19 protein-coding genes are annotated in these 26,231 nt (G+C 66.2%); 6 read left to right on the top strand and 13 right to left on the bottom strand.

The genetic code is table 11. The features are described 5' to 3' along the window. The first annotated feature begins 2 nt into the window (after positions 1–2). On the top strand, positions 3–905 hold the full coding sequence (cyoE, locus tag I6J77_RS16360; RefSeq protein WP_204109854.1) for a heme o synthase: 903 nt from the start codon (positions 3–5) through the stop codon (positions 903–905). A gap of 721 nt (positions 906–1,626) precedes the next feature. Next, entirely contained in the window at positions 1,627–4,260 is a 2,634-nt protein-coding gene (mgtA, locus tag I6J77_RS16355; protein WP_204109853.1) for a magnesium-translocating P-type ATPase, read from the top strand. Between the two features lie 687 nt (positions 4,261–4,947). On the opposite strand, the gene I6J77_RS16350 is transcribed toward mgtA, so the two are convergent. The 3 genes from I6J77_RS16350 to dnaG all read right to left on the bottom strand — a co-directional run bounded on the left by I6J77_RS16350 (position 4,948) and on the right by dnaG (position 8,446). Continuing rightward, positions 4,948–5,949 carry a bile acid:sodium symporter family protein gene (locus I6J77_RS16350; RefSeq protein WP_204109852.1) on the bottom strand — a complete coding sequence of 334 codons (1,002 nt, stop codon included), beginning with the start codon at positions 5,947–5,949 and terminating at the stop codon, positions 4,948–4,950. 9 nt (positions 5,950–5,958) lie between these two features. Then, positions 5,959–6,579: a DedA family protein gene (locus I6J77_RS16345; RefSeq protein ID WP_204109851.1), complete on the bottom strand. Its 621-nt coding sequence runs from the start codon at positions 6,577–6,579 to the stop codon at positions 5,959–5,961. A 130-nt stretch (positions 6,580–6,709) separates the two neighbouring features. Beyond that, positions 6,710–8,446 carry a DNA primase gene (gene dnaG / locus I6J77_RS16340; protein WP_204109850.1) on the bottom strand — a complete coding sequence of 579 codons (1,737 nt, stop codon included), beginning with the start codon at positions 8,444–8,446 and terminating at the stop codon, positions 6,710–6,712. 88 nt (positions 8,447–8,534) lie between these two features. Here dnaG and I6J77_RS16335 point away from each other — a divergent pair, with 88 nt between their 5' ends. Beyond that, a complete protein-coding gene (locus I6J77_RS16335) occupies positions 8,535–9,173 on the top strand; it encodes an N-acetyltransferase (RefSeq protein WP_204109849.1) in 639 nt (212 codons plus the stop codon). On the opposite strand, the gene I6J77_RS16330 is transcribed toward I6J77_RS16335, so the two are convergent. Then, positions 9,170–9,340 carry a DUF1328 domain-containing protein gene (locus I6J77_RS16330; protein ID WP_040673033.1) on the bottom strand — a complete coding sequence of 57 codons (171 nt, stop codon included), beginning with the start codon at positions 9,338–9,340 and terminating at the stop codon, positions 9,170–9,172. The genes I6J77_RS16335 and I6J77_RS16330 overlap by 4 nt on opposite strands. Positions 9,341–9,485: 145 nt before the next feature. On the opposite strand from I6J77_RS16330, the gene I6J77_RS16325 reads away from it, so the two are divergent. After that, positions 9,486–9,782: a hypothetical protein gene (locus tag I6J77_RS16325; RefSeq protein WP_204109848.1), complete on the top strand. Its 297-nt coding sequence runs from the start codon at positions 9,486–9,488 to the stop codon at positions 9,780–9,782. A gap of 24 nt (positions 9,783–9,806) precedes the next feature. Here the strand turns inward: I6J77_RS16325 and I6J77_RS16320 are convergent, their stop codons facing one another. Together I6J77_RS16320 and rpsU are read right to left on the bottom strand one after the other, a co-directional pair. Further along, positions 9,807–10,253, bottom strand: coding sequence for a GatB/YqeY domain-containing protein (locus tag I6J77_RS16320; RefSeq protein WP_056717981.1), 447 nt, complete (start codon positions 10,251–10,253; stop codon positions 9,807–9,809). A gap of 202 nt (positions 10,254–10,455) precedes the next feature. After that, complete coding sequence (gene rpsU / locus I6J77_RS16315) at positions 10,456–10,671, bottom strand: 30S ribosomal protein S21 (RefSeq protein ID WP_007081639.1); 216 nt, start codon at positions 10,669–10,671, stop codon at positions 10,456–10,458. 101 nt (positions 10,672–10,772) lie between these two features. Here rpsU and tsaD point away from each other — a divergent pair, with 101 nt between their 5' ends. Next, entirely contained in the window at positions 10,773–11,804 is a 1,032-nt protein-coding gene (tsaD, locus tag I6J77_RS16310; protein ID WP_204109847.1) for a tRNA (adenosine(37)-N6)-threonylcarbamoyltransferase complex transferase subunit TsaD, read from the top strand. A 171-nt stretch (positions 11,805–11,975) separates the two neighbouring features. On the opposite strand, the gene I6J77_RS16305 is transcribed toward tsaD, so the two are convergent. The 3 genes from I6J77_RS16305 to I6J77_RS16295 form a co-directional block, all read right to left on the bottom strand. Continuing rightward, entirely contained in the window at positions 11,976–12,695 is a 720-nt protein-coding gene (locus I6J77_RS16305; protein WP_204109846.1) for a pseudouridine synthase, read from the bottom strand. 164 nt (positions 12,696–12,859) lie between these two features. Next, positions 12,860–13,636, bottom strand: a complete 777-nt coding sequence (locus tag I6J77_RS16300; protein WP_007806705.1) for an ABC transporter permease — start codon at positions 13,634–13,636, stop codon at positions 12,860–12,862. Further along, the gene (locus I6J77_RS16295) at positions 13,633–14,595 is read right to left on the bottom strand and encodes an ABC transporter ATP-binding protein (RefSeq protein ID WP_204109845.1); all 963 of its coding nucleotides are present in this window, start codon (positions 14,593–14,595) and stop codon (positions 13,633–13,635) included. The genes I6J77_RS16300 and I6J77_RS16295 overlap by 4 nt, the downstream gene beginning before the upstream one ends. 91 nt (positions 14,596–14,686) lie before the next feature. On the opposite strand from I6J77_RS16295, the gene I6J77_RS16290 reads away from it, so the two are divergent. Continuing rightward, complete coding sequence (locus I6J77_RS16290; RefSeq protein ID WP_204109844.1) at positions 14,687–15,448, top strand: ferredoxin--NADP reductase; 762 nt, start codon at positions 14,687–14,689, stop codon at positions 15,446–15,448. 29 nt (positions 15,449–15,477) lie between these two features. On the opposite strand, the gene I6J77_RS16285 is transcribed toward I6J77_RS16290, so the two are convergent. From I6J77_RS16285 to I6J77_RS16270, 4 genes are all read right to left on the bottom strand, one after another. Further along, entirely contained in the window at positions 15,478–18,360 is a 2,883-nt protein-coding gene (locus I6J77_RS16285; protein WP_204109843.1) for a CshA/CshB family fibrillar adhesin-related protein, read from the bottom strand. After that, positions 18,357–24,119, bottom strand: coding sequence for a DUF11 domain-containing protein (locus tag I6J77_RS16280; RefSeq protein WP_204109842.1), 5,763 nt, complete (start codon positions 24,117–24,119; stop codon positions 18,357–18,359). Before I6J77_RS16280 ends, I6J77_RS16285 begins: the two co-directional genes overlap by 4 nt. Before the next feature lie 129 nt (positions 24,120–24,248). Further along, a complete protein-coding gene (locus tag I6J77_RS16275; RefSeq protein WP_204109841.1) occupies positions 24,249–25,385 on the bottom strand; it encodes a hypothetical protein in 1,137 nt (378 codons plus the stop codon). 343 nt (positions 25,386–25,728) lie between these two features. Further along, positions 25,729–26,223: a DUF11 domain-containing protein gene (locus tag I6J77_RS16270; RefSeq protein WP_204109840.1), complete on the bottom strand. Its 495-nt coding sequence runs from the start codon at positions 26,221–26,223 to the stop codon at positions 25,729–25,731. Positions 26,224–26,231: the final 8 nt, after the last annotated feature.

Below are 26,231 nucleotides of genomic sequence, written 5' to 3'. Positions count from 1 at the left end.
AGATGAGCGTTTTTCGCGAATATCTGCAACTGACCAAGCCGCGCATCGTCGCCCTGCTGGTGTTCTGCGCGGTGATCGGCATGTTCCTCGCCGTGCCGGGCATGCCGCCGTGGCGGGCGCTGGTGTTCGGCACGCTGGGCATCTGGCTGGCGTCCTCGTCGGCCGCCGCGTTCAACCAGCTGATCGACCAGCGCATCGACAAGCTGATGGTGCGCACCGCGCACCGTCCGCTGGCCACCGGCCATCTCAACGTGCGCCAGGTGTTCGCCTTCGCGCTGTTGCTGGGCATCGCCTCGATGGTGGTGCTGGTGCTGCTGGTCAACACGCTGACCGCGGTGCTGACCTTCGCCGGACTGATCGGCTATGCGGTGATCTACACCGCCTTCCTGAAGCGGGCCTCGCCGCAGAACATCGTGATCGGCGGCCTGGCCGGCGCGATTCCGCCGGTGCTGGGCTGGACCGCGGTCACCGGCGCGCTGCACCCGTACGCGCTGCAGCTGTGCCTGATCATCTTCGTGTGGACCCCGCCGCATTTCTGGGCGCTGGCGATCTTCCGTCGCGACGATTATTCGCGCGCCCAAGTACCGATGCTGCCGGTGACCCACGGCGTGGTGTTCACCCGCTGGCACATCCTGTTCTACACCGTGCTGCTGGTGCTGGTGACCCTGTTGCCCGCGTTGACGGGGATGAGCGGGCTGGTCTACCTCGGCGGCGCCGCGGTGCTGGGCGGCGCCTTCCTGTATTACGCGGTGCGCCTGTTGAACCCGCCCGACGAGCTGTACTCGATGAAGGTGTTCAACTACTCGATCATCTACCTGATGGCGCTGTTCGCGTTCCTGCTGGCCGACCACTGGCTGGTGGCGCCGATCGTGCGGCAGGCGGTGACCGTGCTCCAGGTGAGCTGAACGGCTCGCACCGGTTCGCGCGAAAGCACCGATTTTTCCGATTGACACCCGCGCGGCGCCGCACCAAAATGCGCGCGCCCTCCGGCGCGCTCGCGCCGGCCGGCTTCCTGTCCTGACTAACCAAGGCATATGGACGTTTACCCTAGTCGCAACGTCGACATCCGCTCGCTTCGGGTGCCGGCGCCGCATAACAACAAGTTGAACGCCTGCGGCGACCGCCTGCGGTCGGCTGGTGCTTTCCGCTAGGGAAAGTCCGGCCCACTCCTGAGGACGCCCCCGGCGTCGTCATGAGGAGATGGGCTGATGAAGCTCCTTCACGATTTTTTCCGCCTGCACCTTGCAGGCCGGCGTGCGTCAGCCGTTCGCGGCGGTGCCGCCATGCCCGAGTTCAGCGTGACCGTGCCCGCGCCCCTGGCAGCGCAGGTCGCCGAGGACACGGCTTGTGCAACGCCGGACAGCCGCGGCAGCGCTCGTCGCGAACCGGCGTCCTTCCTGAAATCCTCGCGTCATCACCGCCGCGGTGCCGCGCGCGGATGAAGGCCGGAATTCGCCATCCGGGGTGGCCTCCGCCATCGCCAGGGCCGGCGTAGCCGGCGCCAACGGGCGCCGTGCGCCGCCCGCCGCAAGAGCTCCCGAGTCCCTGCAACTCCGGTTGACGTGACGCTGGCCCGACGCGGCTGGCGCTTCGCCGCATCGGCATTCCGCACCACGGAAACGAAGCATGAGCAAGATCCTTCCCACGCCTGCCCATCGCCCGGGCGGCAAGGCCGCCGTCGTGGCCGCGCACGCGTTTCGCGAAAGCGGCGCCTTGCTGGCCGAGCTGGAAACCTCGACCGGCGGGCTCGACGCGAGCCGGATCGAGGCGCGCCTGCACCGCGACGGAGCGAACGAGGTCTCGCACGAAAAGCCGCCGCACTGGACGCTGCAGCTGCTGCGCGCTTTCAGGAACCCGTTCATCGTGGTGCTGCTGGTGCTGGCCGGCGTGCAGCTGTTCACCGACGGCGGCGACCTCACCGGGCCGCTGATCATTGCGGTGATGGTCGGCATCAGCGTGCTGCTGAGCTTCACCCAGGAATACCGTTCGACCCGCGCCGCCGAAAGCCTGAAGGCGATGGTGCGCAACACCGCCACGGTGACGCGGCGCGCTTCCGACGGCCACAGCGAGCAGATCGAGGTGCCGGTGGTCGAGCTGGTGGCCGGCGACATCGTCCACCTGGGTGCGGGCGACATGGTGCCCGCGGACCTGCGCCTGCTCGGTGCGAAAGACCTGTTCATCAGCCAGGCGATCCTCACCGGCGAATCGCTGCCGGTGGAGAAGTCCGCTCCCACGCCTGCCCGCGTCGATTCCGACGAAGGCGGCAATCCGCTGGACCTGGCCAGCGTCTGCTACATGGGAACCAACGTGGTCAGCGGCACCGCCACCGCCGTGGTGGTGGCCACCGGCATGCAGACCTACCTGGGTTCGCTGGCGCACAGCATGTCGGGCCAGCGCGTGCAGACCAGCTTCGATCGCGGGGTGAACTCGGTCAGCTGGCTGCTGATCCGCTTCATGCTGGTGATGGTGCCGGTGGTGATCGCGATCAACTGGATCGACAAGGGCAGCTTCCTGCAGGCCTTCCTGTTCGGCCTCTCCGTCGCGGTGGGCCTGACTCCGGAGATGCTGCCGCTGATCGTCACGGCGAACCTGTCCAAGGGTGCGCTGGCGATGTCGCGGCGCAAGGTGGTGGTGAAGCGGCTCAACGCGATCCAGAACTTCGGCGCGATGGACGTGCTGTGCACCGACAAGACCGGCACACTGACGCTGGACCGGATCGTGCTGGAACGCCATCTCGACCTCGACGGCGAGGAGTCGGACGAGGCGCTGGAATACGGCTACCTCAACAGCCGCTTCCAGACCGGCCTGAAGAACCTGATGGACAAGGCGGTGCTGGAACATCGCGACCTGGAGTCGGCGGCCCGGCGCTATCGGGTGATCGACGAAATCCCGTTCGATTTCCAGCGCCGACGCATGTCGGTGGTGGTCGCCGACGGCGACGGCGAGCACGTGCTGATCTGCAAGGGCGCGGTCGAGGAAATGCTGTCGATCTGCGCGTTCGCGAAAACCGGCGATGTCACCGAGCCGCTGACCGACGAGCGCCGCCGCGAAATCAAGGCGATGACCCACCGCCTCAACGAGGATGGCCTGCGCGTGCTGGTGGTCGCGGTGCGGCGCGAATCCGCGCACGCGCGACCCTACGGCGTGGCCGACGAAAGCGGCCTGGTCGCGGTCGGCTGCCTGGCCTTCCTCGACCCGCCGAAGGATTCGGCCGCCACCGCGATCCGCGCACTCCACCAGCACGGTGTCGAGGTCAAGGTGATCACCGGCGACAACGAGGCGGTGACACGCAAGATCTGCCGCGAGGTCGGGCTCGACGTCACCCATTCGGTCGAGGGCCGCGAGATCGAGGTGCTGGATGACGCCGCGCTGGACACCCTGGTGGCGCGCGTCACCGTGTTCGCCAAGATGTCGCCGTTGCAGAAGGCCCGCGTGGTGCGCTCGCTGCAGCGGCTCGGCCACACCGTGGGCTTCCTTGGCGACGGCATCAACGACGCACCGGCGCTGCACGACGCCGACGTCGGCATCTCGGTGGATACCGCCACCGACATCGCCAAAGAGTCCGCCGACATCATCCTGCTGGAAAAGAACCTGATGGTGCTGGAGGAGGGCGTGCTGGAAGGCCGCGTCACCTTCGGCAACATCATGAAGTACATCAAGATGACCGCCAGCTCGAACTTCGGCAACGTGTTCAGCGTGCTGGTGGCCAGCGCCTTCCTGCCGTTCCTGCCGATGCTGCCGCTGCAGATCCTGGTGCAGAACCTGCTGTACGACATTTCGCAGCTGTCGATCCCGTTCGACCGCATGGACGAGGAATACCTGAGCCGGCCGCGCAAGTGGGATGCCGGCGACATCGGCCGTTTCATGGTGTGGATCGGCCCGGTCAGCTCGATTTTCGACATCACCACGTTCTGGCTGATGTGGCACTACTTCGGCGCCAGCACGACGGCCCACCAGTCGCTGTTCCAGTCCGGCTGGTTCATCGAGGGCCTGCTGTCGCAAACCCTGATCGTGCACATGATCCGCACCCGGCGCATCCCGTTCGTGCAAAGCATCGCCGCCGCGCCGGTGCTGGGCCTGACCATCGCGGTCATCGTGATCGGCATGCTGATCCCGTTCAGCGCGCTGGGCGCGAAGATCGGCATGGTGCCGCTGCCACCGATGTATTTCGCCTGGCTGGCGCTGACCCTGATCAGCTACTGCGTGCTGACCCAGCTGATGAAACTGATCTACATCCGACGGTATGGCCGCTGGCTATGACCCGCTCGGCGCTCTGACCTTTTTGTCGGAGTTCATCCTGTGCGCGATGCTCTTGCTTTGCCCGTAGCATTCAAAGCGAAAAGCTTTCGTCTGCCTATGGCAGCCGAGCCACCTTTCTCTGTGTGGCCAGAGAAACGTGGCCCAAAGAGAGGCCACCCCGCTTCCGCGCCTCGCAGGCATCCTGCCTGCGAGGTTCGCGTGCGGGTTACGGGGTTTGTCGACAGGGCATCCTGCCCTGACGCCAAACTGACCGGCATCCCTGCCGGTCACCCTGCGGGCTGATCCTCCACCCGCCCGCCGCTGCAGAGGGGCCCCGGTAGAGCAGCGGGCCATCGTGGCCCGCACTCTTCAGAAGAGCCGGAGCAAGAGCAGAGCGGCGGCAACCCGGAGCTTTTGCTCTGGTTTTTGCCTTTGCACTTCAGCTTCATCACCGAGTGCGGGCCACGATGGCCCGCTGCTCTACCCGGGGTTCCTTGTGCGGCGCCAAGCGGGGTGGCCTTCTCTTTTGGTTACTTTTCTCTTGGCCACGCAAGAGAAAAGTGACTCGGTCGCCGAAGGCGATCGACCGCTCTACACTGAGCTTTTGAGTCGCATCGGTAAGGAGAAAAGTGACGCGTCCTCGGCAGGATGACGTCCGAATCCGGCAAAAGCATCGCTTGCGAACGACCGCTCGGCGACATCCCCGAATCAATCCGCCTCGCGATCATCCTCGCCAACGCGGCGCACCCCGCGCGCCGCATAGCGACGCGCCACCACCGCGCATACCATCAGCTGCAACTGATGGAAGATCATCAGCGGCAGTACCAGCGCGCCGAGGCCGCCGAGCTGGCCGGCGAACAGGATCTTGGCCATCGGGATGCCGCTGGCCATGCTCTTCTTGGAACCACAGAAGACGATCGTGATCTCGTCCTCACGGGAAAAGCCCAGCCGTCGTGCGGCCCAGGTCAGGACGGGCATCATCAGCGCCAGCAACAGGCCGCACATCGCCAGGGTGGACAGCAGCGCCGAGAGCGGCGTGTCGCGCCACAGGCCTGCGACCACCGCGGCGCTGAAGGCGGTGTAGACCACCAGCAGGATCGTGCCGCGGTCGGTGTAGCCAAGCACGGGCTTGTGTCGATCGATCCAGCCACCGATCCAGCGCCGCGCGCCATGGCCAAGCGCGAACGGCAGCAGCAACTGCAACACGATGTCCAGCACGCCGTGCCACGAGGCGCCGCCGCCACGGGTGGCCAGCAGCAGGCCGACCAGCAGCGGGGTCAGCGCGATGCCGATCAGGTTCGACATCGAGGCGCTGACCACGGCGGCCGGGACATTGCCGCCGGCGATCGAGGTGAACGCGATCGACGACTGCACGGTCGAGGGCAGCGCGCAGACGAACAGGAGGCCGAGGTAGAGGTCCGGCGTGAGCAGTGCATGGCCCAGCGGCCGCAGGGCCAGGCCCAGCAGCGGGAACAGCACGAAGGTGCCGGCGAAAACGGTAAGGTGCAGGCGCCAGTGGGCCAGCCCCTGCATGATGGCCGAGCGCGGCAGCTTGGCGCCGTGCAGGAAGAACAGCAGCGCGATGGCTGCGTCGGTGATCACGTCGAAGGTTTGCGCCAGCTCGCCCCGGCAAGGCAGCAGCGAGGCCAGTACGACGGTGGCGAGCAGGGCGAGGGTGAAAGGGTCCGGCAGCAGGCGACGCGACGACATGTCGGGAATTCAGTCCAGCCCGCACTGGTCGCGGTGCTTCCTGCGCCACCACAGCACCAGTCCGATCACCGCGAGAATGCCGACCAGGGCCCACAGGCTGCTCTGGCCGCGATGGATCCACTTCACCAGCCATGCATGGTTGTCGGCGCCCAGGAAGCCCAGGTAAACCCAGAACGGCACGCTGATCAGCGCGGCCACGGTGTCGATCAGCAGGAAGCGCAGGAACGACACGCGGTGGGTCATGCCGGCGGTGAGGTAGATGGTGGTGCGCATGCCGGGCAGGAAGCGGGCGAAGAACAGCACGCGGTTGCCGTAGCGCTGGAACTTGTCCTGCACCTTGCAGTAGCGCGAGGGCGTGAGGATGCGCGCCACGAAACGCCACTTCAGGATGCGCGCGCCGTAATGGTGGCCCAGCAGGAAGATCGCGCAGTCGCCCAGCAGCACGCCGAACATCGCCAGGGCGACCATTACGTGGACGTTCGCATAGCCCAGCCCGGCGATCACGCCGCCGGCGACCAGGGTGATGTCTTCGGGCAGGGGCAGGCCGGCGCCACAGATCATCAGCGCGAGGAAGACGGCGAGGTAGCCGTTCTCGGCAAAAATCGTGACGAGCTGTTGCAACAGATCCATCAGTAATCCCGTGCGTTCCGCGGAACACGCCGGGACGAAGCCCGAGATGATCCCACACTCGCATTGTCGCCCGCAGCGACAGCCAGGATGGCGCGGGCGCAGGGCCCGGACCTGCGGCAGTTCACCGCAGTCACGCCGAGGCCACCGGCGGGCGCACGCGGGCGGCCAGCAGTTCGCGCAGTTCGGCCTTCTCGGCGCTGTCCAGGGTGCCTTCGCGGCTCTTCGCGGTCAGCGCATCGCGGCGCTGGGTGACCGCCTGGTCTTCCATGCGCTGCAGCGCATCGAAGAATTCCGCCGCCTGCGCCTCGGGTTCGCCGACGACCGTGGTCGCCATCAGTTTTTGCAGCGACGGGTATTCGGGGCGCTCGGCGAAATGTTCCACCAGCATCGCCGGATTGATGCCGGGCCGTGCGCGCGCCAGGTCGAGCAACTCGGCCAGCAGCTCCACGCCGGGCTTGTCCAGGCGCAGGAAGCGATAGGGCTTTTCCACTTGGTCGGCCAGGCCAGGCTGGGCCAGCAACAGCGAGATCGCGCTGCGCACCAGGCTGCGCTGCACCGCGGTGGGGCGTTGCACCGCGCGGTGCGCGGCTGGGTCGGCCTGCAGCATCGCCCGCGCGCCGCTGCGTTTTTCCAGCTCCTGCGCCATCAGGTCGCGGAACGCGCCATCGGGCAGTTTGCCGATCAGCGGACGAGCGCGCTCGGCCAGCCGGGCGCGGCCGTCGAGGCTGGCCATGTCGACGTCGTGCGACAGTTCGTTGAAGAAATAGTCCGACAGCGGCATCGCTTCCCGGATGCGCTTCTCGAAGCCGTCCTTGCCCTCCTTGCGCACCAGCGAGTCCGGGTCCTCGCCGTCGGGCAGGAACAGGAAGTACGCCTGGCGACCGTCGCGCAGGCGCGGCAGCGCCGATTCCAGCGCCTTCCACGCGGCGGCGCGGCCGGCGCGGTCGCCATCGAAGCAGAACACCACGTCCGGCGCGGCACGGAACAGCACCTCGGTGTGTTCCGGCGTGGTCGCCGTGCCCAGCGTGGCCACCGCGATCGGCAAGCCGGCCTGGTGCAGCGCGATCACGTCCATGTAACCCTCGACCACCACGATCCGCAGCAGGTTCGCGTTCGCCTGCTTCACCTGCCACAGCGCGAACAGCTCGCGGCCCTTGTGGAACAGCGGGGTCTCGGGAGAGTTGAGGTACTTCGGGGATTGTTCGGAGCTCAGGACGCGGCCGCCGAACGCGATCACGCGTCCGCGGCGGTCGAGGATCGGGAACATCAGCCGCTCGCGGAAGCGATCGTACTTGCTGCCGCGCTCGCTGGAGGCGACCATGCCGGCCTCGTTCAGCAGCTCCATCCGGCGCGGCGTGTTGCCCAGCGCCTTGATCACGCCGTCGTAGCCGGCCGGTGCCCAGCCGAGACGGAAACGCCCGATCGTCTCGGCGTCCAGTCCACGCTTTTTGCAATAGGCCTGGGCATCGCTACTGCGCGGCAGCTCGCCTTCGTACCAGCCGGCGGCGGCATCCAGCAGCGCGTAGAGATCGGTCTTGTCCTCGCGCGGCGCCGCTTCGCGGCCGCCTTCGCGGGGTACGGTCAGGCCCACCGTCTGCGCCAGTTCCTCGACGGCGTCGGGAAACTCCAGCCGGTCGTAGTCCATCAGGAACTTGATCGCGCTGCCGTGCACGCCGCAACCGAAGCAGTGGAAGAACTGCTTGGCCGGGCTGACGTAGAACGACGGCGAGCGCTCGTTGTGGAACGGACAGCATGCCGTCCACTCGCGTCCGGCCTTCTTCAACGGCACCCGCCGCTCGATCACGTCGACGATGTCGACGCGGGCAAGCAGTTCATCGATGAAGCTGTCGGGGATCAGGCCACGCATAAGCGGCCTAGTTTAGTCGGTCGGCGCCCCCGCCGCGTCCGCGGACTGCGCTAATCTCGGCCGGGGTCTCAACGGGAATGTGACGACGATGGCTGGATGGCTGTTCCGCCCGGCGGCCGCCTCCGACGTGGAGGCGGCCGTGCCGCTGATCCACAGCTCGGGGCCGGCGGCCTTCGACTATGTTTTCGCGGTGCCGGACGTGGGTGATGCGCAGGCCTTCCTGCGGCGGGCCTTCGTCGACGGCGCGGGCGAGTTCGGCTGGCGCAACCACGTGGTGGGCGAGCGCGACGGCGTGGTGGTGGCGGTCGGGGCGGGCTACGGCGGCGAGACCAAGTGGCCGTTCACCCTGGCGGCGGCGCGGCAGATCGTGCGCCATTACGGCTGGCGCCATGCGCCCGGGGTGATCGGGCGTGGCCTGCGCACCGAGTCGGTGATCCCGCCGCCGGCCGGCGACCTGTATTACCTGGGACATCTGGGTGTGAGCCCGGCCCTGCGCGGCAAGGGTGCGGGCACCGCCCTGGTCGCCCACCTGCTGGCGCAGCGGCCGGCGGCTGCGCTCGGCCCCGTCGTGCTGGACGTGGCGGTGACCAATCCCGATGCCCAGCGCCTCTATCAGCGGCTGGGGTTCGTGGTGACCGCCGAGCGCCCGTCGAAGCTGGCCAATCCGCAGGGCCGCGTGCCGGGCCACCGACGCATGCAATGGCAGGCGCCGGCGGAGCACGCCTAGAGGATGTGGAAGACGCCGATCACCGCCAGCAAGGCCAGCAGGAACAGGATCACGAAGCAGGCGAACAGCACCTTAGCGATGGTCGCGCTGGCGCCCGACACGCCACCGAAGCCGAGCCAGCCGGTGACCAGCGAGATGATGGCGAAAATGATGGCCCACTTCAGCATGACGATCTCCTGCAACGGTTGTGCGGTGGGATTCCACCGCTTCGGCAGGCTTTGTAACGTGAGTGGCGTGAAGCCGATGCATCACGCCGCTTGCCCGCGTCGTCTGGCCGCGGCAAGCTGCCGGGCCAGCCGGGAGTGACGAATCGTGGTGATCAACGCGGTGATGATGGTGATGCAGCGGAAGATCGTCCGCGCGTTCGAGCGGGCGGCGGCAACCACGCCCGCCACCGCGTGCCGCCCGGAACAGCTGGGCCTGAAGCAGGGCATGGCCTGGTATCCGCTGGTGCAGCACGCGGTGCTGCGCTGCCCCGGCGAGGGGCGTTACTTCCTGGACATGGCGAACTGGCAGCGGCTGCGCCGACGGCGACAGCGCGTGGCGCTGGTCGTCATGGCGATCCTGCTCGGCCTGCTGGCGCTGATGGTGCTGCTGCGACAGGGTTGAGGCAGCGTACGCCGCGAACGGAGATCAGCCCGCCAGACGGGTCTTGATGCGGCCCGACACCACGCCCATGTCGGCGCGGCCGGCGGCTTTCTCCTTCACCGCGGCCACCACCTTGCCCATGTCGCGCGGCGAGCTGGCGCCGGTCTCGGCGATCGCGGCGGTGATCAGCGCGTCGATCTCGGCCTCGTCCAGCTTGGCCGGCAGATAGGTCTCGATCACCACCATCTCGGCGCGCTCGATCGCCGACAGGTCGTCGCGACCGGCCGCATCGAACTGGCTGACCGAGTCCTTGCGCTGCTTCATCATCTTCTCGAGCGTGGCCAGCACCTGGACGTCGTCCAGCTCGATCCGCTCATCGACCTCACGCTGCTTGATCGCGGCCAGCATCAGCCGGATCACGCCCAGCTGGTGTTTTTCGCCGGCGCGCATGGCGTTCTTCATGTCTTCGGTGAGCTGCTGCTTGAGCGTCATGGGCGGGGCCTTATGGGATGAATGGACCATTCTACGGAAACGACAAAGCCGGCGTTGCCCCTGGGGACAACACCGGCCATGTCGTATCGGCTGTGCCTGCGGCGGCTGCGAGCGGCTCTCGTCGAAGAGCTGGCGCCGACCGTGTTTCCGGATGCGCAGCGCCGGGGCGCCGCATGACCTGCCGGGCGGCAGGTCGGGAAACTCAGTACAGGCGAACCTTGCGCGAAACGTCGCGCGACAGACGGCGCAGGTGACGCTTCACGGCGGCAGCGCGCTTGCGCTTGCGTTCCTGGGTCGGCTTCTCGTAGAACTCGCGCTTGCGCGTTTCGGCCAGGACGCCGGCCTTTTCGCAGGTACGCTTGAAACGACGCAGTGCGATCTCGAACGGCTCGTTCTCGCGAACTTTTACGTTGGGCATGGAAACTCCGGGTGGTAATCTGCCTGCTCTTGCAGGACAGCTGAATGTGGTGAGCCGGGAATTATACCGTGCATGACGAAGAATTTTCAAAGGCCGGGCCGATGAAGCCGATTCTGGGCATCGAGAGCTCCTGCGACGAGACCGGCGTGGCGCTGTTGCGCTGGCAGCCGGACGCGCCCGGGAAGGGGCTGCTGGCCCATACGCTGTACAGCCAGATCAAGCTGCACGCCGATTACGGCGGCGTGGTGCCGGAGCTGGCCAGCCGCGACCACGTGCGCAAGCTGGTGCCGCTGATCCGCGAGGCGCTGGCCGAGGCCGGGTTGACCGTGCAGGACCTGGGCGGGGTGGCCTACACCGCCGGGCCGGGTCTGGTCGGCGCCCTGCTGGTCGGCGCGTCGCTGGGCCGCGCGCTTGCCTGGGCGCTGGGCGTGCCCGCGATCGGGGTGCATCACATGGAAGGCCACCTGCTGGCGCCGCTGCTGGAGGAAAACCCGCCGGAGCCGCCGTTCGTGGCCTTGCTGGTGTCCGGCGGCCATTCGCTGCTGGTCGAGGTGAAGGCAATCGGCCAGTACACGATCCTGGGCGACACCCTGGATGACGCGGCCGGCGAGGCATTCGACAAGACCGCCAAGCTGATGGGCCTGCCATATCCGGGCGGCCCGGCGCTGGCGAAACTGGCCGAGCAGGGCAGCGCCGGCGCGTACCGCTTCTCCCGCCCGATGACCGACCGGCCCGGGCTGGATTTCAGCTTTTCCGGCCTGAAGACCCAGGTGCTGCTGGCCTGGCAGAAATCCGACCAGAGCGAGCAGACCCGCGCCGACATCGCCCGCGCCTTCCAGGAAGCGATCGTCGACACGCTGATCATCAAGTGCCGCCGCGCGCTGGAAGCCAGCGGCGCGCGCCAGCTGGTGATCGCTGGCGGCGTGGGCGCGAACCGGCATCTGCGCAGCGAGCTGGCCAGGGCCGGCGAGAAAGACGGTTTCCGGGTGTATTTCCCGCGGCTGGATTTCTGCACCGACAACGGCGCGATGATCGCGCTGGCCGGCGCGATCCGCCTGGCCAGCGGCCAGCACCAGGACGAAACCATCCAGGTGCGCCCGCGCTGGGATCTGCAGACGCTGCCGGCGGCATAGCGCGGCATGGCGACGGGCGGCTACCGCCTTTTTGCCGTCATTCCCGCGAAGGCGGGAATCCATCTTGACGTTTCGGCACGGTGGAAGATGGATGACCAGCTTCGCTGTTGACAAAGCGCATCCCGCTTTCGCGGGAACGGCGGCTGTTGAAGCGTGGCATCCGGCGGCGATTCACCACTGCGTGCGCCCCGGCAACAGCCCCTTCAGCTCCGCTTCGGTGAGGTTGCGCCACTGGCCGGGTTTCAGGTGGGCCAGCTTGACGTTGTCGATGCGCACGCGGCGCAGCTGGGTCACCCGGTAGCCGAAGGCGGCGGCCATCAGCCGGATCTGTCGGTTGAGGCCCTGGGTCAGCACGATCGAGAAGCCGAACTTGGCGATCCGGCGCACGCGGCAACGCTGGGTCATCTGACCGTGGATGCGCACGCCCTTGCTCATGCCGGCCAGGAATTCGTCGGTCACCGTCTTGTTCACGCCGACCAGATACTCCTTCTCGTGGTGGTTCTCCGCACGGAGGATTTCGTTGACGATGTCGCCGTTGCTGGTCAGCAGGATCAGCCCCTCGGAATCCTTGTCCAGCCGGCCGATCGGAAAGATCCGCTGCGGGTGGTCGATGAAGTCCACGATGTTGCCGTCCACGCTCTGGTCGGTGGTGCAGGTGACCCCCACCGGCTTGTTCAGCGCGATGTAGATCGCCTTCTTCGCGCCCGGCGTGGCGGCCAGCACGCGCGCCTTGACGATCTCGCCATCGACGCGTACCTCGTCGCCCTCCAGCGCCTTGGCGCCGGTGGAGACGACTTCGCCGTTGATGCTGACCCGGCCGGCCAGCAGCAACTCGTCCGCCTCGCGGCGCGAACACAGGCCGGCTTCGCTGATGTACTTGTTGACGCGCATAGGGCAGGAGTGAGGGTGGAGGAGTGAGAAATGAGAGAGAGCCAGGGCGATCCTGCGACTCACGCAAATGTACAGGACGGAGACTCGGGAAAGCGGAGCGAGAGGTGGAAGTGAGCGGAGGTGCCGTTCTCTCGTTTCTCACTCCTCCCCACTCACTTCTCGCCTTACGACCTCAGCCCCACGCCGCGCTTGAGCAACTGCAGCGCGGCGATGGTCAGTCCGGCGATGAACACCAGCATCACCGCGAACGCACCGCCCACCGACACGTCGCTGATGCCGAGCACGCCGTAGCGGAATGCGTTGACCATGTACAGGATCGGGTTGGCGTGGGAGATGGCGCGCCACGGTTCGCCCAGCATGTTGATCGAATAGAACACGCCGCCGAGGTAGGTCAGCGGGGTGATCACGAAGGTCGGCACCAGCGCGATGTCATCGAACTTGCTCGCGAATACCGCATTGATGAAGCCGGCCAGCGCGAAGATGACCGCGCCCAGGGTGACCGCAGCCAGCGCCACCAGCGGATGCGCCACGTGCAGCGAGGTGAAGAACAGCGCCACCAGCAGCACCAGCGCGCCGACCACCAGGGCGCGTGCCACCGCGCCGATCACGTAGCCGTAGAGGATCGCCCAGTTGGCCATCGGCGACACCAGCATTTCCTCCACCGAGCGCTGGAACTTGGCGCCGTAGAACGAGCTGGAAATGTTCATGTAGCTGTTGTTGATGACGCTCATCATCACCAGCCCCGGCACGATGTACTGCATGTAGCTGAAGCCGCCCTCGACGATGCCGATGCGGCTGCCGATCAGCTTGCCGAAGATGATGAAGTACAGCGTCATCGTGATGATGGGCGGGATCAGCGTCTGCGTCCAGATGCGCACGATCCGCACGATTTCGCGGCGCGCCACGGTGTACAGCGCGACAAGGTTGGTCGAGGCGTTCATGCCGTTTTCTCCCGGGCCGGCGGACGGCCTTGCTCGACCAGCCGCACGAACAGCTCCTCCAGCCGGTTGGTCTTGGTGCGCATCGAGTTCACCGTGATGCCGCCGGCGGTCAGCGCGCCGAACAGTGCGTTGAGGTTCTGCGTGCGCGCCATTTCCGCCTCCAGCGTGCGCTCGTCGATGCGGCGGAAGCCGATGCCGTCCAGTCGCGGCAGCTCGGGTGGCACCTCGCTGACGTCGAGCACGAAGGTCTCCACGTCCAGCGTGGCCAGCAGGCGTTTCATGCTGGTGTTCTCGATGATGGTGCCGTGGTCGATGATCGCGATGTTGCGGCACAGCGACTCGGCTTCCTCCAGGTAATGCGTGGTCAGGATCACCGTGGTGCCGGCCGCGTTGATCGCGCTGACGAACTGCCACATCGAGCGGCGGATCTCGATATCGACGCCGGCGGTGGGCTCGTCCAGGATCAGCAGCTTCGGCTCGTTCATCATCGCGCGGGCAATCATCAGCCGCCGCTTCATGCCGCCGGACATCTCGCGCGCCTGGTGGAAGGCCTTGTCCCACAGGCGCAGTTCCTTCAGGTACTTTTCCGCGCGCTCCGCAGCGAGCTTGCGCGGGATGCCGTAGAAACCCGCCTCGTTGACGCAGATGTCGAACGGCTTCTCGAACTGGTTGAAGTTGATCTCCTGCGGCACCAGCCCGATCAGCTTCATCGCCTCGCTGCGCTGATTGTTCACCGACACGCCGAACACCTGGGCGTCACCGTCGGTGGCGTTCACCAGCGACGACAGGATGCCGATCAGGGTCGACTTGCCGGCGCCATTGGGGCCGAGCAGGGCGAAGAAATCGCCAGGCTGCACGGTCAGGCTGATGCCTTTCAGCGCTTCGACGCCATTGCGATAGGTTTTGCGCAGATTGTCGACGACAAGTGCGGGTGCCGTGGGGCGGATTTCCGGGGACATGGGCTGCACCGAGGGGGTTAGCCCTTATTATAGCGGGCCAAGCCGCACCGCCCGAGCCTGTCTGGCGGCACACACTGTTTCCGGAAACCCCATGGCCGATCATTTCCAGCTCCGTCTTGTCGACAGCGTCATGCTGGCGCCCACCGTGCGCCACCTGGTGTTCGAGCGCGTCGACGGCCAGCCGCTGGCCTTCCAGCCCGGCCAGTTCCTGCAGGTGCATTTCCACTACGACGACGGCATCGCAACCAAGCGCAGTTATTCGGTGGGCAGCGTCGGCGACGGCAGCTCGCCGAGCGCACTGACGGAAGTCGGGCGCATCGAGATCGCGGTGAGCTACGTGGAAGGCGGCGCGGCGACGAAACTGCTGGGCGAGCTGCCGCACGGTGGCGTGATCGACGCCAGCGGCCCGTACGGCCGCTTCTGCCTGCAGGAAGCGGACACCCATCCGCGCTACCTGTTGCTGGCCACCGGCACCGGCGTCACCCCGTACCGCGCCATGCTGCCGCAGATCGAAAGACTGCTGGCCGCCGGCGACCGCGAAGTGGTGCTGCTGTACGGCGCCCGCAACGAAACCGAGCTGCTCTACGGCGAAGAGTTCGAAGCCTTCGCGCAAGCCCACCCCGGCTTCCACTTCCATGGCTGCCTCAGCCGCGAAGCCCGCGCCGTGCCCCGCAGCAGCGATCGCAGCGGCCACGTGCAACATGTGCTGGCCGAACTCGGCCCCCACGCCGACCGCGACATCGCCTACCTGTGCGGCAACCCGAACATGGTCGACGCCGCATTCGCCGCGCTGCAGGAGTTTGGCCTGCCGGTGAAGCAGATCAGGCGGGAGAAGTACATTTCGTCGCGTTGAAACGGTCGTCAGGGGTTCGGCACGTCCGGCTACAGGATGATCACGCGGAACGTCACCGAGAAGTTCGGTGCGGTGGCGCCGCTCTTGCCGGCCATGATGCCCTGCGGGGCGATCCTCAGCGCCTTCACGCCGGCATCCGCGCCGCTGCCGTCATTGGCCGGGGTGTAAGTCCATGGCCCGGCGCTGCCCACGCCGGAGTAGGTCACGTTGGCCGGCGCAAACGTCAGCCCGCTGCTGGGCGTGCCGTCGGTGAAAGCAACGCTGCCCAGCACGAACTTTGAGTTGGCCGGGATCGGGTCGGTGATCACCAGGCTGTTGTTGTCCGCAGGACCCACGCCGTTGTTGCTGACGTTGATGGTGTATTGCACTGCCGCGCCAGGAAGGGAGTGCATCGCCTTGCCCGCGGGTACTGAACAACTGGCGGGATTGCCGGCTGTGGTGCAGTAGGTGGGATCAGTCGCCACGGTGACTGATTTCATCACCAGCAGATTGGGTTGCGGGAGCGCCACTTCGAACAAGCCGGTGCGCGTATGCGTGACGGTACCTTCGGAGCCCTCGATGCCTGTAACGGCTGCGCGCCACGTGCCGGTCTTGGCGCCACTTGGTACCGTGTAGTCGTACTCAAAGATCCTTGTCGCGCCGCTCGTGGCCGAATCGACCCGGCTCATGTTCACGCCGTTTACAGGAGTCGCATTGTTGGGATCGGTGAGAGTCAGTGTTGCGTTGGTGATGTCGTACTGGCCAAAGGGATCGCTGATGACGGCTCGCACGTATACATGGTCGCCCGGAGCATATGTCGCCTTGGTTGTGACAGACCCATATGCCGCCGAGTAAACGGAGACGCTGTCCACATTGATGACGGTGGTGGTGTAGACCGTGACGGTGCTGGCACCTTGTCCGTTGGTTTTCTGGGAAACGGCAATGGATCGGTTGCCGTTCCACCAGTTGTTGGAGCCGTTATTGGTAACCAGCAGATTCAGGCCGCTTCCCTGGCCAATGGTTTGCGCCGTAACCGGTATCTGGAACGTGTAGAGAGTATTTCCACCAGAAACGTTTTCGGTGTCGCTCCCGATGGAGGTGCCTCCGTTGAACAACGTGACGACGACGCTCCGGTTAGATCCGGTGTAGTCACCGGTCGCGGCTATAACCAGTTGCACCGTGATCGTTTGTGCAGGAATGGCCAGCGTCTTGCCGGTGGCAATGACCGGGGCCAGGTTCCATGTGGCTGAGTCACCGCCACCATTGATCCCCGTGCGCGAGCCATTTGTGCTGTTCGATGTTTGTGGAGTACGGGTCAAGGTACCCGCGTCTTGCACGTAGAGAATCTTGTTGCCGGTGACTGGCGGCGCCACCAATGTTTGGGAGACGATCACGGTAGGCGCAGCGGGCGTTGAGCCGGTGCCGTTGGGATTGTTTACCGTCGCGCTGTTGTCGATAGTGAACCCCGGCGCATCGCTGCCGGACACGGTGACGTCGTAGACGATGGTGACGCTGCCGTTGGCCGGCACGCTGATACCGCTCACGCTGACCTTGCCGGTGCCGTTGACACCGCCGCTGCTGGTGCTGCCGTTGCTGCTGCCGGTGGGCGTGCTGATCACGTTGAGGCCGCCCACGCCGGCTGGCATGTCATCGCTGACGCTGACCCCGCTGGCTACGGCGGCGGTGTTGTTGATCAGGGTGATCGTGTAACGCAGCGTGTCGCCGGGGTTGGCGTCGCCGCCGTTGGTGTCCAGCACGGTCTTGGTCGAGTTGGACAGGTCCGAGTGGATGATGGTGGTCGGGTCGGTGCTGCTGTCATTGCTGGTGTTGTAGTTGTAGTTCGCGTTGCTGACCGTTGCGGTGTTGCTGATCGACGCCGCCGCGCTCGCGGCGACGTTCACGTTCAGCGTGATCGCCGGCAGGTTGGCGCCGCTGGCGACCGTGTTCGTACTGGTGCAGGTGACCAGCTGACCCGCGGCGGCGCAGGTCCAGCCGCTGCCGCTGGCCGAGGCATAGGTGAGTCCGGCAGGCAGCGTGTCGGTGACGGTGGTGACGCCTTGCGCCGCATCGGGTCCGTTGTTGTGCACCAGCAGGTTGTAGCTGCCGGTGCCGCCGGCGATGAAGTCGCCGGTATGGGACTTGGTGATGATCAGGTCGGCAGCGTAGAACTTCACCCCGAACAGTGCGCCCTGCAGGCCACCGTTGACCATCGTCGTTGTTATGGTGGTTGGACTGCCGGTGGTGGCGAACGCGTAACTGCCAACGGTGCCGTCCACACCGGTCTCGGTCACGGTGCCGGTGCCCACACCAGTCAGCGTGGGATAGATCGCGCCGCCATTCGACATCTGCGCCAGTTGCGTCCACGGATTGCCATTGGTGGTGAACTTCAAGCTCTCGCCGCTGTTGCTCGATTCGCCGTCGGCCGCCACCAGGGCGTAAGGGACATTGGTGGCGCCGTTAACTGACAGGACGATGTTGGTGAAACTGAAGTTGCTGGTGCCGGTGCCTGTGCCATACAGCACGGGTCGCCCGGGAATGCCGTTGAAGGCTGCATAGCCAAAAGCGGCGCCGCTCCACGAAGGCGATGCCACGGCGGCCATGTTGGTTCCGGAAGCCTTGACGGTGAAACTGAGCGTCGCACCGCCAGGCAGGTTGAAGACAAAGTTCTGCCCCGCGCTGCTGCGCGCCGTGGCGTCGTTGTAGGTGGAGAAATCCAGCCAGCAGTAGGTGGAGTAATCGGCCGGCGCGCTGCCTTGTCCCGTGGCCGGACCACAGCTGGCCGCCATGGCAGGTGCCGCAAACAGCCAGCCACAAAGCAGCAACAGCGCCAACCCCAGCTTCTGCAGGCCGCGCATCAGCGCAGCCTGCGAGCGCATAACGGACGGCTTTTTCGGCAAGGGGCGATCTGTCATCGAAGCGGGACGCAGTGTCATCGGCTCATTCCTTCTGCCATCGCCCTCACCGTATCCTGATCGAACTTGAAGCGGAAGCGCAGGAACATGCCTTTCGCGGTGTAGTGCGCGGCGGTGAAGTCCTGGTCGTAGTAGCCCTTGAAGTTGTAGCCCACGCTGAGCCACATGTTGGTGCCGACGTCCCAGCCGGTTTCCAGGCCGAGGCTGCTGCTGGATACGCCGGAGCGGTACGAGTGCATGCGGCTGGCGATCACGCCGACGTCCCAGTGCTCGGATACGTCGTAGCGGAATTCGCTGCCGATCAGGTCGGTGTAGCCGGCGTAGTTGCCGCTGTCGAACTTGTAGCGTGCGTACTTCGAGCCGTAGTAGATCGACCACTGCGAGTGGTCGCCGCGGTAGTTGGCCTGCAGGTTGTTGACCAGCTTGGCGGTCTGCTGGTTGATGCCGAACGTGCCGGAGCTGCCCAGCGCGCCGGCCAGTTGTTGCGGGCTCTGCTGGCTGGCGGCGATGCCGGTGCTGCCCTGCTGCAGGAACGGTGACACGGACAGGCCCTGCTGGTTGTTCCAGCTCAGGTCGAGTTGCTCCAGCAGCGACCAGCGAGCGTCGTCCGGGCGGTGCGCGAAGCTGAAACGCAAGGTCGCATTGCTGGACTTGCCGCCGGGACTGAAGCGGCTGTCGAACGCCTGCAAGGTGCTGGAGAACGCGTTGCCGGCGGACAGGTCGCGGTAGAAACCGCCGAACAGGCCGATCCGCTTTTCGCTGGTGGAACGCAGCGACTCGACGCGGCTGGTCCATGACCAGTCCTTCTGGCGCCAGGTGCTGCCGAGGAACATCGAGGTGAAGTCTTCGGTGGCCGAGCCGGCGATCGAGGGCGTGGCCGCATTGAGCGCGCCCGCCACCGGGACGGCCTGGCCGTCGGCGGTGGTGCCGGTGGTCGGTGCTTCCGGGCGATGCAGCGACTTCACCTGGTTCAGGCCGGCGCTGAGGGTCAGCGACTTGCTGACCTGCCAGCCCTGGGTGAGCCCGGAGGTGGAGAACGTGCGCGGACCGTATTCGGTCATCTGCTGGCCGATCGAGTTGGTCAGTTGCGCGCGCTGCCACGGCGTGGCCCGCACGCCCAGTTCGGTCATCCGGCTGTACTGCTGCTGGGCGCCGTCGTTGAACTGCTGATTGACGAACAGGGTGGCCGCGTCGGTCATCTTGTAGTCGACGCCCAGCAAGGTGCTGGCCGGGTAGGCCGGGTCGTTGCCGGCGATGTTCTGGCTGGTGATGCCGTGCAGGGTCACCTTGTTGTCGAAGATGCCGGTGCTGCCGCCCAGGTAGACCTGGTCGGCACTGCCGCTGGCCAGGGTGCCCAGGCCATTGCCGAGGATGCCGCTGGTGACGCCGCCGTTGTTCGGGTCGGCAACCGTCGCGCCGGCCTGCGGGTAGTCATCGCTGACGTGGCGCAGGCCCATGGTCAGCGAGTGATTGCTGGCCTGGTAGCGCACGCCCGCATCGGCCACGGTGCGCGCGCTGGCCAGCTGCAGCGACTGCTCGCGATAGGCTTCCATCTGCAGCGACCAGTGCTTGTCCAGCAGGTAGCGCGCGTTGCCGCCGAACTTGCGCGTGCCGCCCTGGCCCAGCGACTGCTGGCCCAGCCCGAAACCCACGCCGAGCTGGCGCAGGTAGAGCTCGCTCTCCAGCCGCTTGCCGTGGTTCTGCAAGGTCATCAGATAGGCCGTGCCGGAACCTTGCGCGGTGGTGGAGGTGCTGGCGCCGGGCACGTTGTTGAAACCGGTCAGCAGGTTGGCGGTGCCGGCCGCTGACGAAGTGTGCGACACCTCGGCCTTCAGTTCGCTGGTGCTGGTCAGCTTCACCCGCAGGTCGGCGCCGCCCAGGCGATTGCTGCCGGTGTCGGCGCCTTCGTTGACCATGGTCACGCCCAGTTCCAGCCGGTCGCCGGCCGCCTTCACCGCCACGCGGCCGCCGGCGGTGATCGACTGGTCGCCGGCGCGCATCACTTCGTACTCGGCCACGATGTAGACCGGGTTCATGTTCTCGTCGAAGCTGGGCACCGGCTGCTTGAAGAACAGCGCGCCGCTGTAATAGTCCAGCGTGTAATCGAGGTAGCTGCTCAGCTGCTGCGTGCTGATCACGCGCTCGTTGTGGTAACGGTCGCGCGTTTCCAGGCGGATGCGCTCGGAGTTCAGCAGGATCTGCTGGCGCGCCAGGTGGTACATGCCCGAGGTGCCGTTGCCCTGGATCTCGTCGTGCACATAGGACTGCGCGTTGCGCGCGGCGAACGCGGTGTAGCCCAGGTGCCTGCTTTCGTAGGCGCTCTGCACGCCGTTGAAGCGGCGGTCGTAACGCGACAGCTCGGTGACGTTGAGGTTGGTGTCGAAGTCGCCGAACATCGCGTAGAACTGGCCGCGTTCGATCTTCAGGTACAGCTTGCTGGCGCTGGACGCGTCGTAGCCCTGCTCGGCGGCGTCGCCGTACAGCATGAAGTACTGGTTCGGATCGACGCTCTGCTGCAGGCCGTTGAGCGTGGCGCGATCGGCGCCGCTGGCCTTGGCCGAATCGTAGGCGGCGGTCAGCAGGTACTGGCCCTTGATCATGCCCTTGGCGTACAGCGCGATGCGGCCGTCCTGGAACAGGTCGCGGTTCGGATCGTTGCCTGACACGTTCTCGATATGCCCGCGGATGCCGTTGAACGCGGCGGTGCCGTTGGCCACGCCGACCAGGATCCAGTCGCGCTTGCCCGGCTGCATCCACGCGCGCAGATCCTGACGGGTGTCGTTCTGCAGCGGGATGCTCACCATGACCTGGCCCGACACGGTGGTCGGGGCCAGTTCCAGCTGGGCGATGCCATCCTCGCCTACCGTGTACTTCGGTTCGCGCGGGGCGATCGCCAACAGCTGGTTGTCCTGCAATTCCTGCTGGCTCTGGTACGGCTGGTAGGGGGATTGCAGCGTGTAACGGCCGGTCATGCCGCGACGCACCGGATAGCCCCAGCGATCGTACAGGCGGATGGCCAGACGCGGGCGGCTCTTGCCGTCGGCGACCAGGCTGGATTGGTCCAGCACCAGTTCCGCGCGCACCGGCACGCCGGAGTAGTGCACCTGGTGCTCGACGCGCTGCACCACCTTGCCGCCTTCGGTGATTTCCGCAAGCAAGGTGTTGTCGCCTTCCACCAGCGGCACGCCCAGCCATTCGCTGGCAGCGACGGTATGGGCGGCGTTGAGCTTGGCGCCGGAGAAGTTGCGCGACGACACCGGCGTGCCGTTCACCGACAACCGCACCTGCTGTTTCGGGCCGTGCCTGACCGCCACCTTGATGCTGGGCACGGACGGCGAATAGCTGGCGTCGGGCCAGATGAATCCGGCCTGCGATCCGGCGCTTTCCACTTGCTGCATGTTCAGCTGGAAGTGGTCGGCCAGCGCTTCGTCATCCGCGTTCTTGTCAGTCTGCACAGGTTCCGCCGTCGCGGTTTTCGCGGCGGACGGGGCCAGGCCCAGCGTGGCGACCTGCTGCAGGTCGGAGCGGGCGGCGCCGTGCGCGGACAGCAACACGGACGCCGGCGGCGTGTGCTGGTGGGCGGCCCCGGGCGTGTCGAAATTGATCAGTGCCTGCGTGGACAGCGCGGCGGTGACATCCGCCTTCGACTGCAGATCGAAGCTCAACTTGCCCTGCCATCCGGCGGCGCGGTCGCCGAGGCGGAATACCAGGGCGCCATCCATCGCGTCGGGCGCGGCGAACGCGTGACCGTCGAGCCGTGCCGAGCCATCGACGTAATGCGCGCCGGCCGGCACCAGCACGGTGGCGCTCAGCTTGCTCACCGGCACCTGCTCGACCGCCAGCGTCAGCGTGTTGTGGATCAATGCGCCATCAGCCTGCTGTGCCAGCTGCACGGCAACATGGCCGGTCGGCGGCGGCAGCCGGCGCACGTGGAAATCGGCGCGCCACAACGCACCACCATGCAGTTCGACGAACTGTGAGTAGCTGCGCCCGGCGAAACGCGTGTTGCGCTCGCAGTCATCGACCGCGTAACCCTGCGGCAGGCTGTCGGTATCCAGCTGCACCACGTGGGTGCCGTTCTTCACGGCCTGGAAGTGGAAGCGGCCATCCTTGTCGGAGACCACGTAGCTGCCGTCCTCCATCAGCACGCGCACGCCGGCCAGACCCTCGTGCGAATCGCAGCCGACCAGCACGCGACCGATCACGGTGTTCACGTCCTGCATCAGCTCGTTCTGGATCTCCACCTGCGCGGTGGCGATGTTCGAAGCGGTGCCGCCATCGGCAAGGCCTTGCGCACGATTGATCGATGCACCCAGCGGGGTGGCTGCGGTGACTTCGGTGACATAGGTCAGCTGCAGCTGGCTGGACTTGTCGATGTTGCCCAGGTCGAACTGCAATTGCTGGCCGTTCGCGGCGATCTGCGGATCGGCGGCCTTGCTCGTGCCGATGCGTGCCGACCCCTTCACGTAGCGGAAGCCCTGCGGCAAGGTGTCGACCAGGCGCACATCCTGGGCCACGCCCACCTTGTCGCTGTTCTCCACCGCCACGGTGAACTGGATCATGTCGCCCACCGCGGCGACGTTCACCGAGGCGGTCTTCTGCACGAACAGGCTGCTGGAAACCGGGTCCAGCGGAATGTCGAAGCCGATCGGCTGCGTGCTGGCCAGGGTGAAGGTCTGTTCGAACGAAGCCGGCCCCAGCGCGTACGGCGCGCCGGCCAGCTGCTGCAGGGCGGCCTGGGTGGCCGTCGACGCATAGCGATAGCCGGCCGGCGGCACCACCTGCAAGCGGTAGCGACCCGCGGGCACCTGCGGCAGCAGGAACGCGCCAGCGGAGGCGCTGTAAGTGGCACCGGAGCTGTCGGTGACACTCTGTCCCGAGGTCACGCTCGACGGGAAGTTGCTGACGCCGTCGCGACCGGTGACATGGGCCACGGCGATGCCGGTGTCCGCGTCGACCAGGGTGATCTTCGCGCCATTGATGCGCGCGCCGGTGGTGGCGTCGAACACCACGTTGTACGGGCTCACCAGCGCCTGCGTGGCAGCCGTGTCGCTGGCGTCGGCGATGTCGGTGTAGTGCAGCTCCAGATGCTGGTTCGGCTGCAGGCTCAGTGCGCAGGCGGTACCGGCGTCGCTGCTGCTGGGCACGTAACCGGTGAAGATGCCGCTGTCCGGGCCATTCTCGGTCAGGCGCACGGTCACCGACTGGCTGCTGCCGGCGACCGCCACGGTGGCCAGAATCGTTTCGCGCGCCAGCGGGTTGAGGTTCTGGTCGTGGTCGGTGATCTGCACGAACACCGGGTCGCCCGGGTAATACATCTGCGCCGGGCCCAGCGGCTGCGCGCTGTTCGGGTCCAGCTTGGTGCCCTGCGCCGACAACGGTGCCGGCAGGGCGTTGAACGTGGCGCCGCCATCGCGGCTGCACTGGGTCGGGCCGATCAGTGCGCTGGTGGAACCCTGTGCGTAGGTCAGGAACACCGCGCTCGACGGCGTGCGCGCGCCGGTCACCGGCGTGGCCTGGGCGGTGGTCAGCGAAAACGTGGGTGCTTCGTTCAGTCCGGCGGAGCCGACCGGACCCTGCCAGGTGAGCGTCGCCTGGTTGTTGATGATGGTGCCCGGCGGCGTGGGCGTGGCCGCCCATGCGACCGGCAGTGCCGACAGGGTGAGGCTGGCCAGCAGCCACACCTTGCCAAAACGTCCTGCCCGGCCCTTGCGGGGGGAAGAGGCTTTGGCAAGGCGGGTCGATGCGGAAACTTCGTGCATCAACCGCGACTTGTCCATGCATTCATCGTGCGTACCTGCGTGCTGCAGGCACAGAAGCGCGTCGCGCGCGGGTCGTTGCCGACCCGTGCGCGAGCGCAGTCCTGAAATCCTGAGCAGAGTGTGGAACACGGTGCGATCAGTCCGCCGTCAGTTGATGGTGACGTTGAACGTGATTGTCGCGGTGTCGCTCGGCTTCAGCGTGATGCCGGATACCGACACGGTCTGGCTGCTGTATCCGCAGGTCACCGCCGTGTACGGGCTGGTGGCCGTCAGCGTGGAACCTGCGTCCGCGCAGGAGCCCGTTGCATTGCCGGTACCGGTGGTGGTGACCTTCAGCGTTCCCGTATTCCAGGTCACGTTGGTCAGCATCGACGCCAGACTGTCGTTGATCGCGATGGCCGAAGCGTTGGTGCTGGCGCCGGACGCATTGGCAACCGTGATGGTGTACTGCATGACAGCACCCGGGATGGCATGGGGAATCGCCGCGCCGGTCGGATCGCTGAGCACCTTGGAGGACTTGTTGATGGTCAACGAGGCCGATTTCACGAGATAGGCGTCGAGATCCGAAGCAGCACCGTCGTACTGTCCGCTGTCACCCGTTGCCGGATGGGCCGATGCCGCTTCCGCAAAGATGTTCTGCACGGTACCTGCGGTCCAGGCACTGCCGGAGTCGTCAGTGGCGAGCGCGGCGCCGCTGCCGGCGGTACCGACCTTGGCAAGCAGACCCACCACCGCTACCTGGGAATCGGTTGCGGTCGCGGGGATCGTGGCGACGACGAACACGGTCTTGGCGCCAGCACTGCCGACAGCGAGGTTGCTCAATACAGAGATCTGCAGATCGGTGCCGGCATCGTAGGTGTTGTTGCCGTTGGTATCGGCGTACACCTTGGAAGTCACGATGGCGAGGTTGGAGTTGGCCGGTGTGCCAAACGGATTGGCCGAGCCAGATGCCATGTTGACGGCGGACAGGACGGCGTCCTGTGTTTGGTTGCCGTCGTTTTGAACCTTGAACTTGGTCACAGCGGTCGTGCTGCCCGGCTGTGTCTCAATGATCGTGCCGTCCAACTTGGTGACGCTGAGGATGAGTTTCGCATCAACCTTGAAGGTGACGGTGTTGCTGGTAATGGGGGTCTGGTCGACCGTGCCGACCTTGTAAGCCACCGTGGCGGTATTGCTGACATCCGTGCCGGCGGTGGTGGCGGCATTCGCCGCCATCGACCCCAGCCCAAGCAACGCGCCGACCATCAAGGTCGAGGCGAGCCTGGCTCGATTGAGATGCTTCATGAGTGTTTCCTCTGTAAAGGTTTTTCAGGACTGTTGATCCGCTGGCCATGCGGATCGGTGTCGCCATGCCTGGCTGGCCGTGTTGCCGGGACGTCGGTTCTTGCGCCGTTGGCCCGTGTCGCTTGCGTGTTTTCGGCACGCACTTCCCTCTGCGGCCAGACACGTCGTGCCTGGCCGGCATCTACCTAGCAGTGCGTGAACACCCCGAGCCGTGCGGGCTTGCCCCGTCGGCGGTTACGTCACAACGCCATGCTCCCCGAGTAACCGGGCCTGCTCGGCCCGGTCAGCAAAACCTGTGAACTGACCCCTTTGTCATGTCATTGCCGTGCTGCAGAACCCCGAGTTACTGCAGCACCGCACGAAAACTCACCGAACCCTTCGCGCCGGGCGCGACCTTGCCGTTCACCACCCAGCGGATGTGGGTGCAATCCTTCTCGGTGGCCGGGCGCAGGCTGCCGTCGGCGTTCTTCACCGACAGCTGCGCCAGCGTGCCGGCCCACGTCTTGCCGCCATCGGCCGAGTAGCTGATGGTGGTGTTCGCGCCCGTCGCCGAGTCCGCGACGTAATCCATGTGCGCAGGCACCGGGTTGTTGATCACCACGTCGTCCGCCGGCTTCGCGTCGACGTTGTGGTAGTTGATGGTGTAGGTGACTTCGGTGCCGGGAACCACGCGTGCAGCCGGCACCATTTCGGTGTGCTTGCTGCCGTCCTTTTCCACGGTGACTTTCTGCTGCGTGGCCACCGACTGCAGCTCGATGCTGCCCTTAGCCGGTGCTGCCTGCAGCGCAAACGCGGCAAGCAGGCCAAGTGCAAGAAGGGGGATGCGGATCGATTTCATGTTCGTGA

It is taken from the genome of Rhodanobacter sp. FDAARGOS 1247, from assembly GCF_016889805.1.
In the GTDB taxonomy this organism is placed as follows: domain Bacteria; phylum Pseudomonadota; class Gammaproteobacteria; order Xanthomonadales; family Rhodanobacteraceae; genus Rhodanobacter.
Note: the sequence above shows the minus strand (reverse complement) of the source record. Positions and strands in the feature narration are given on the sequence as shown.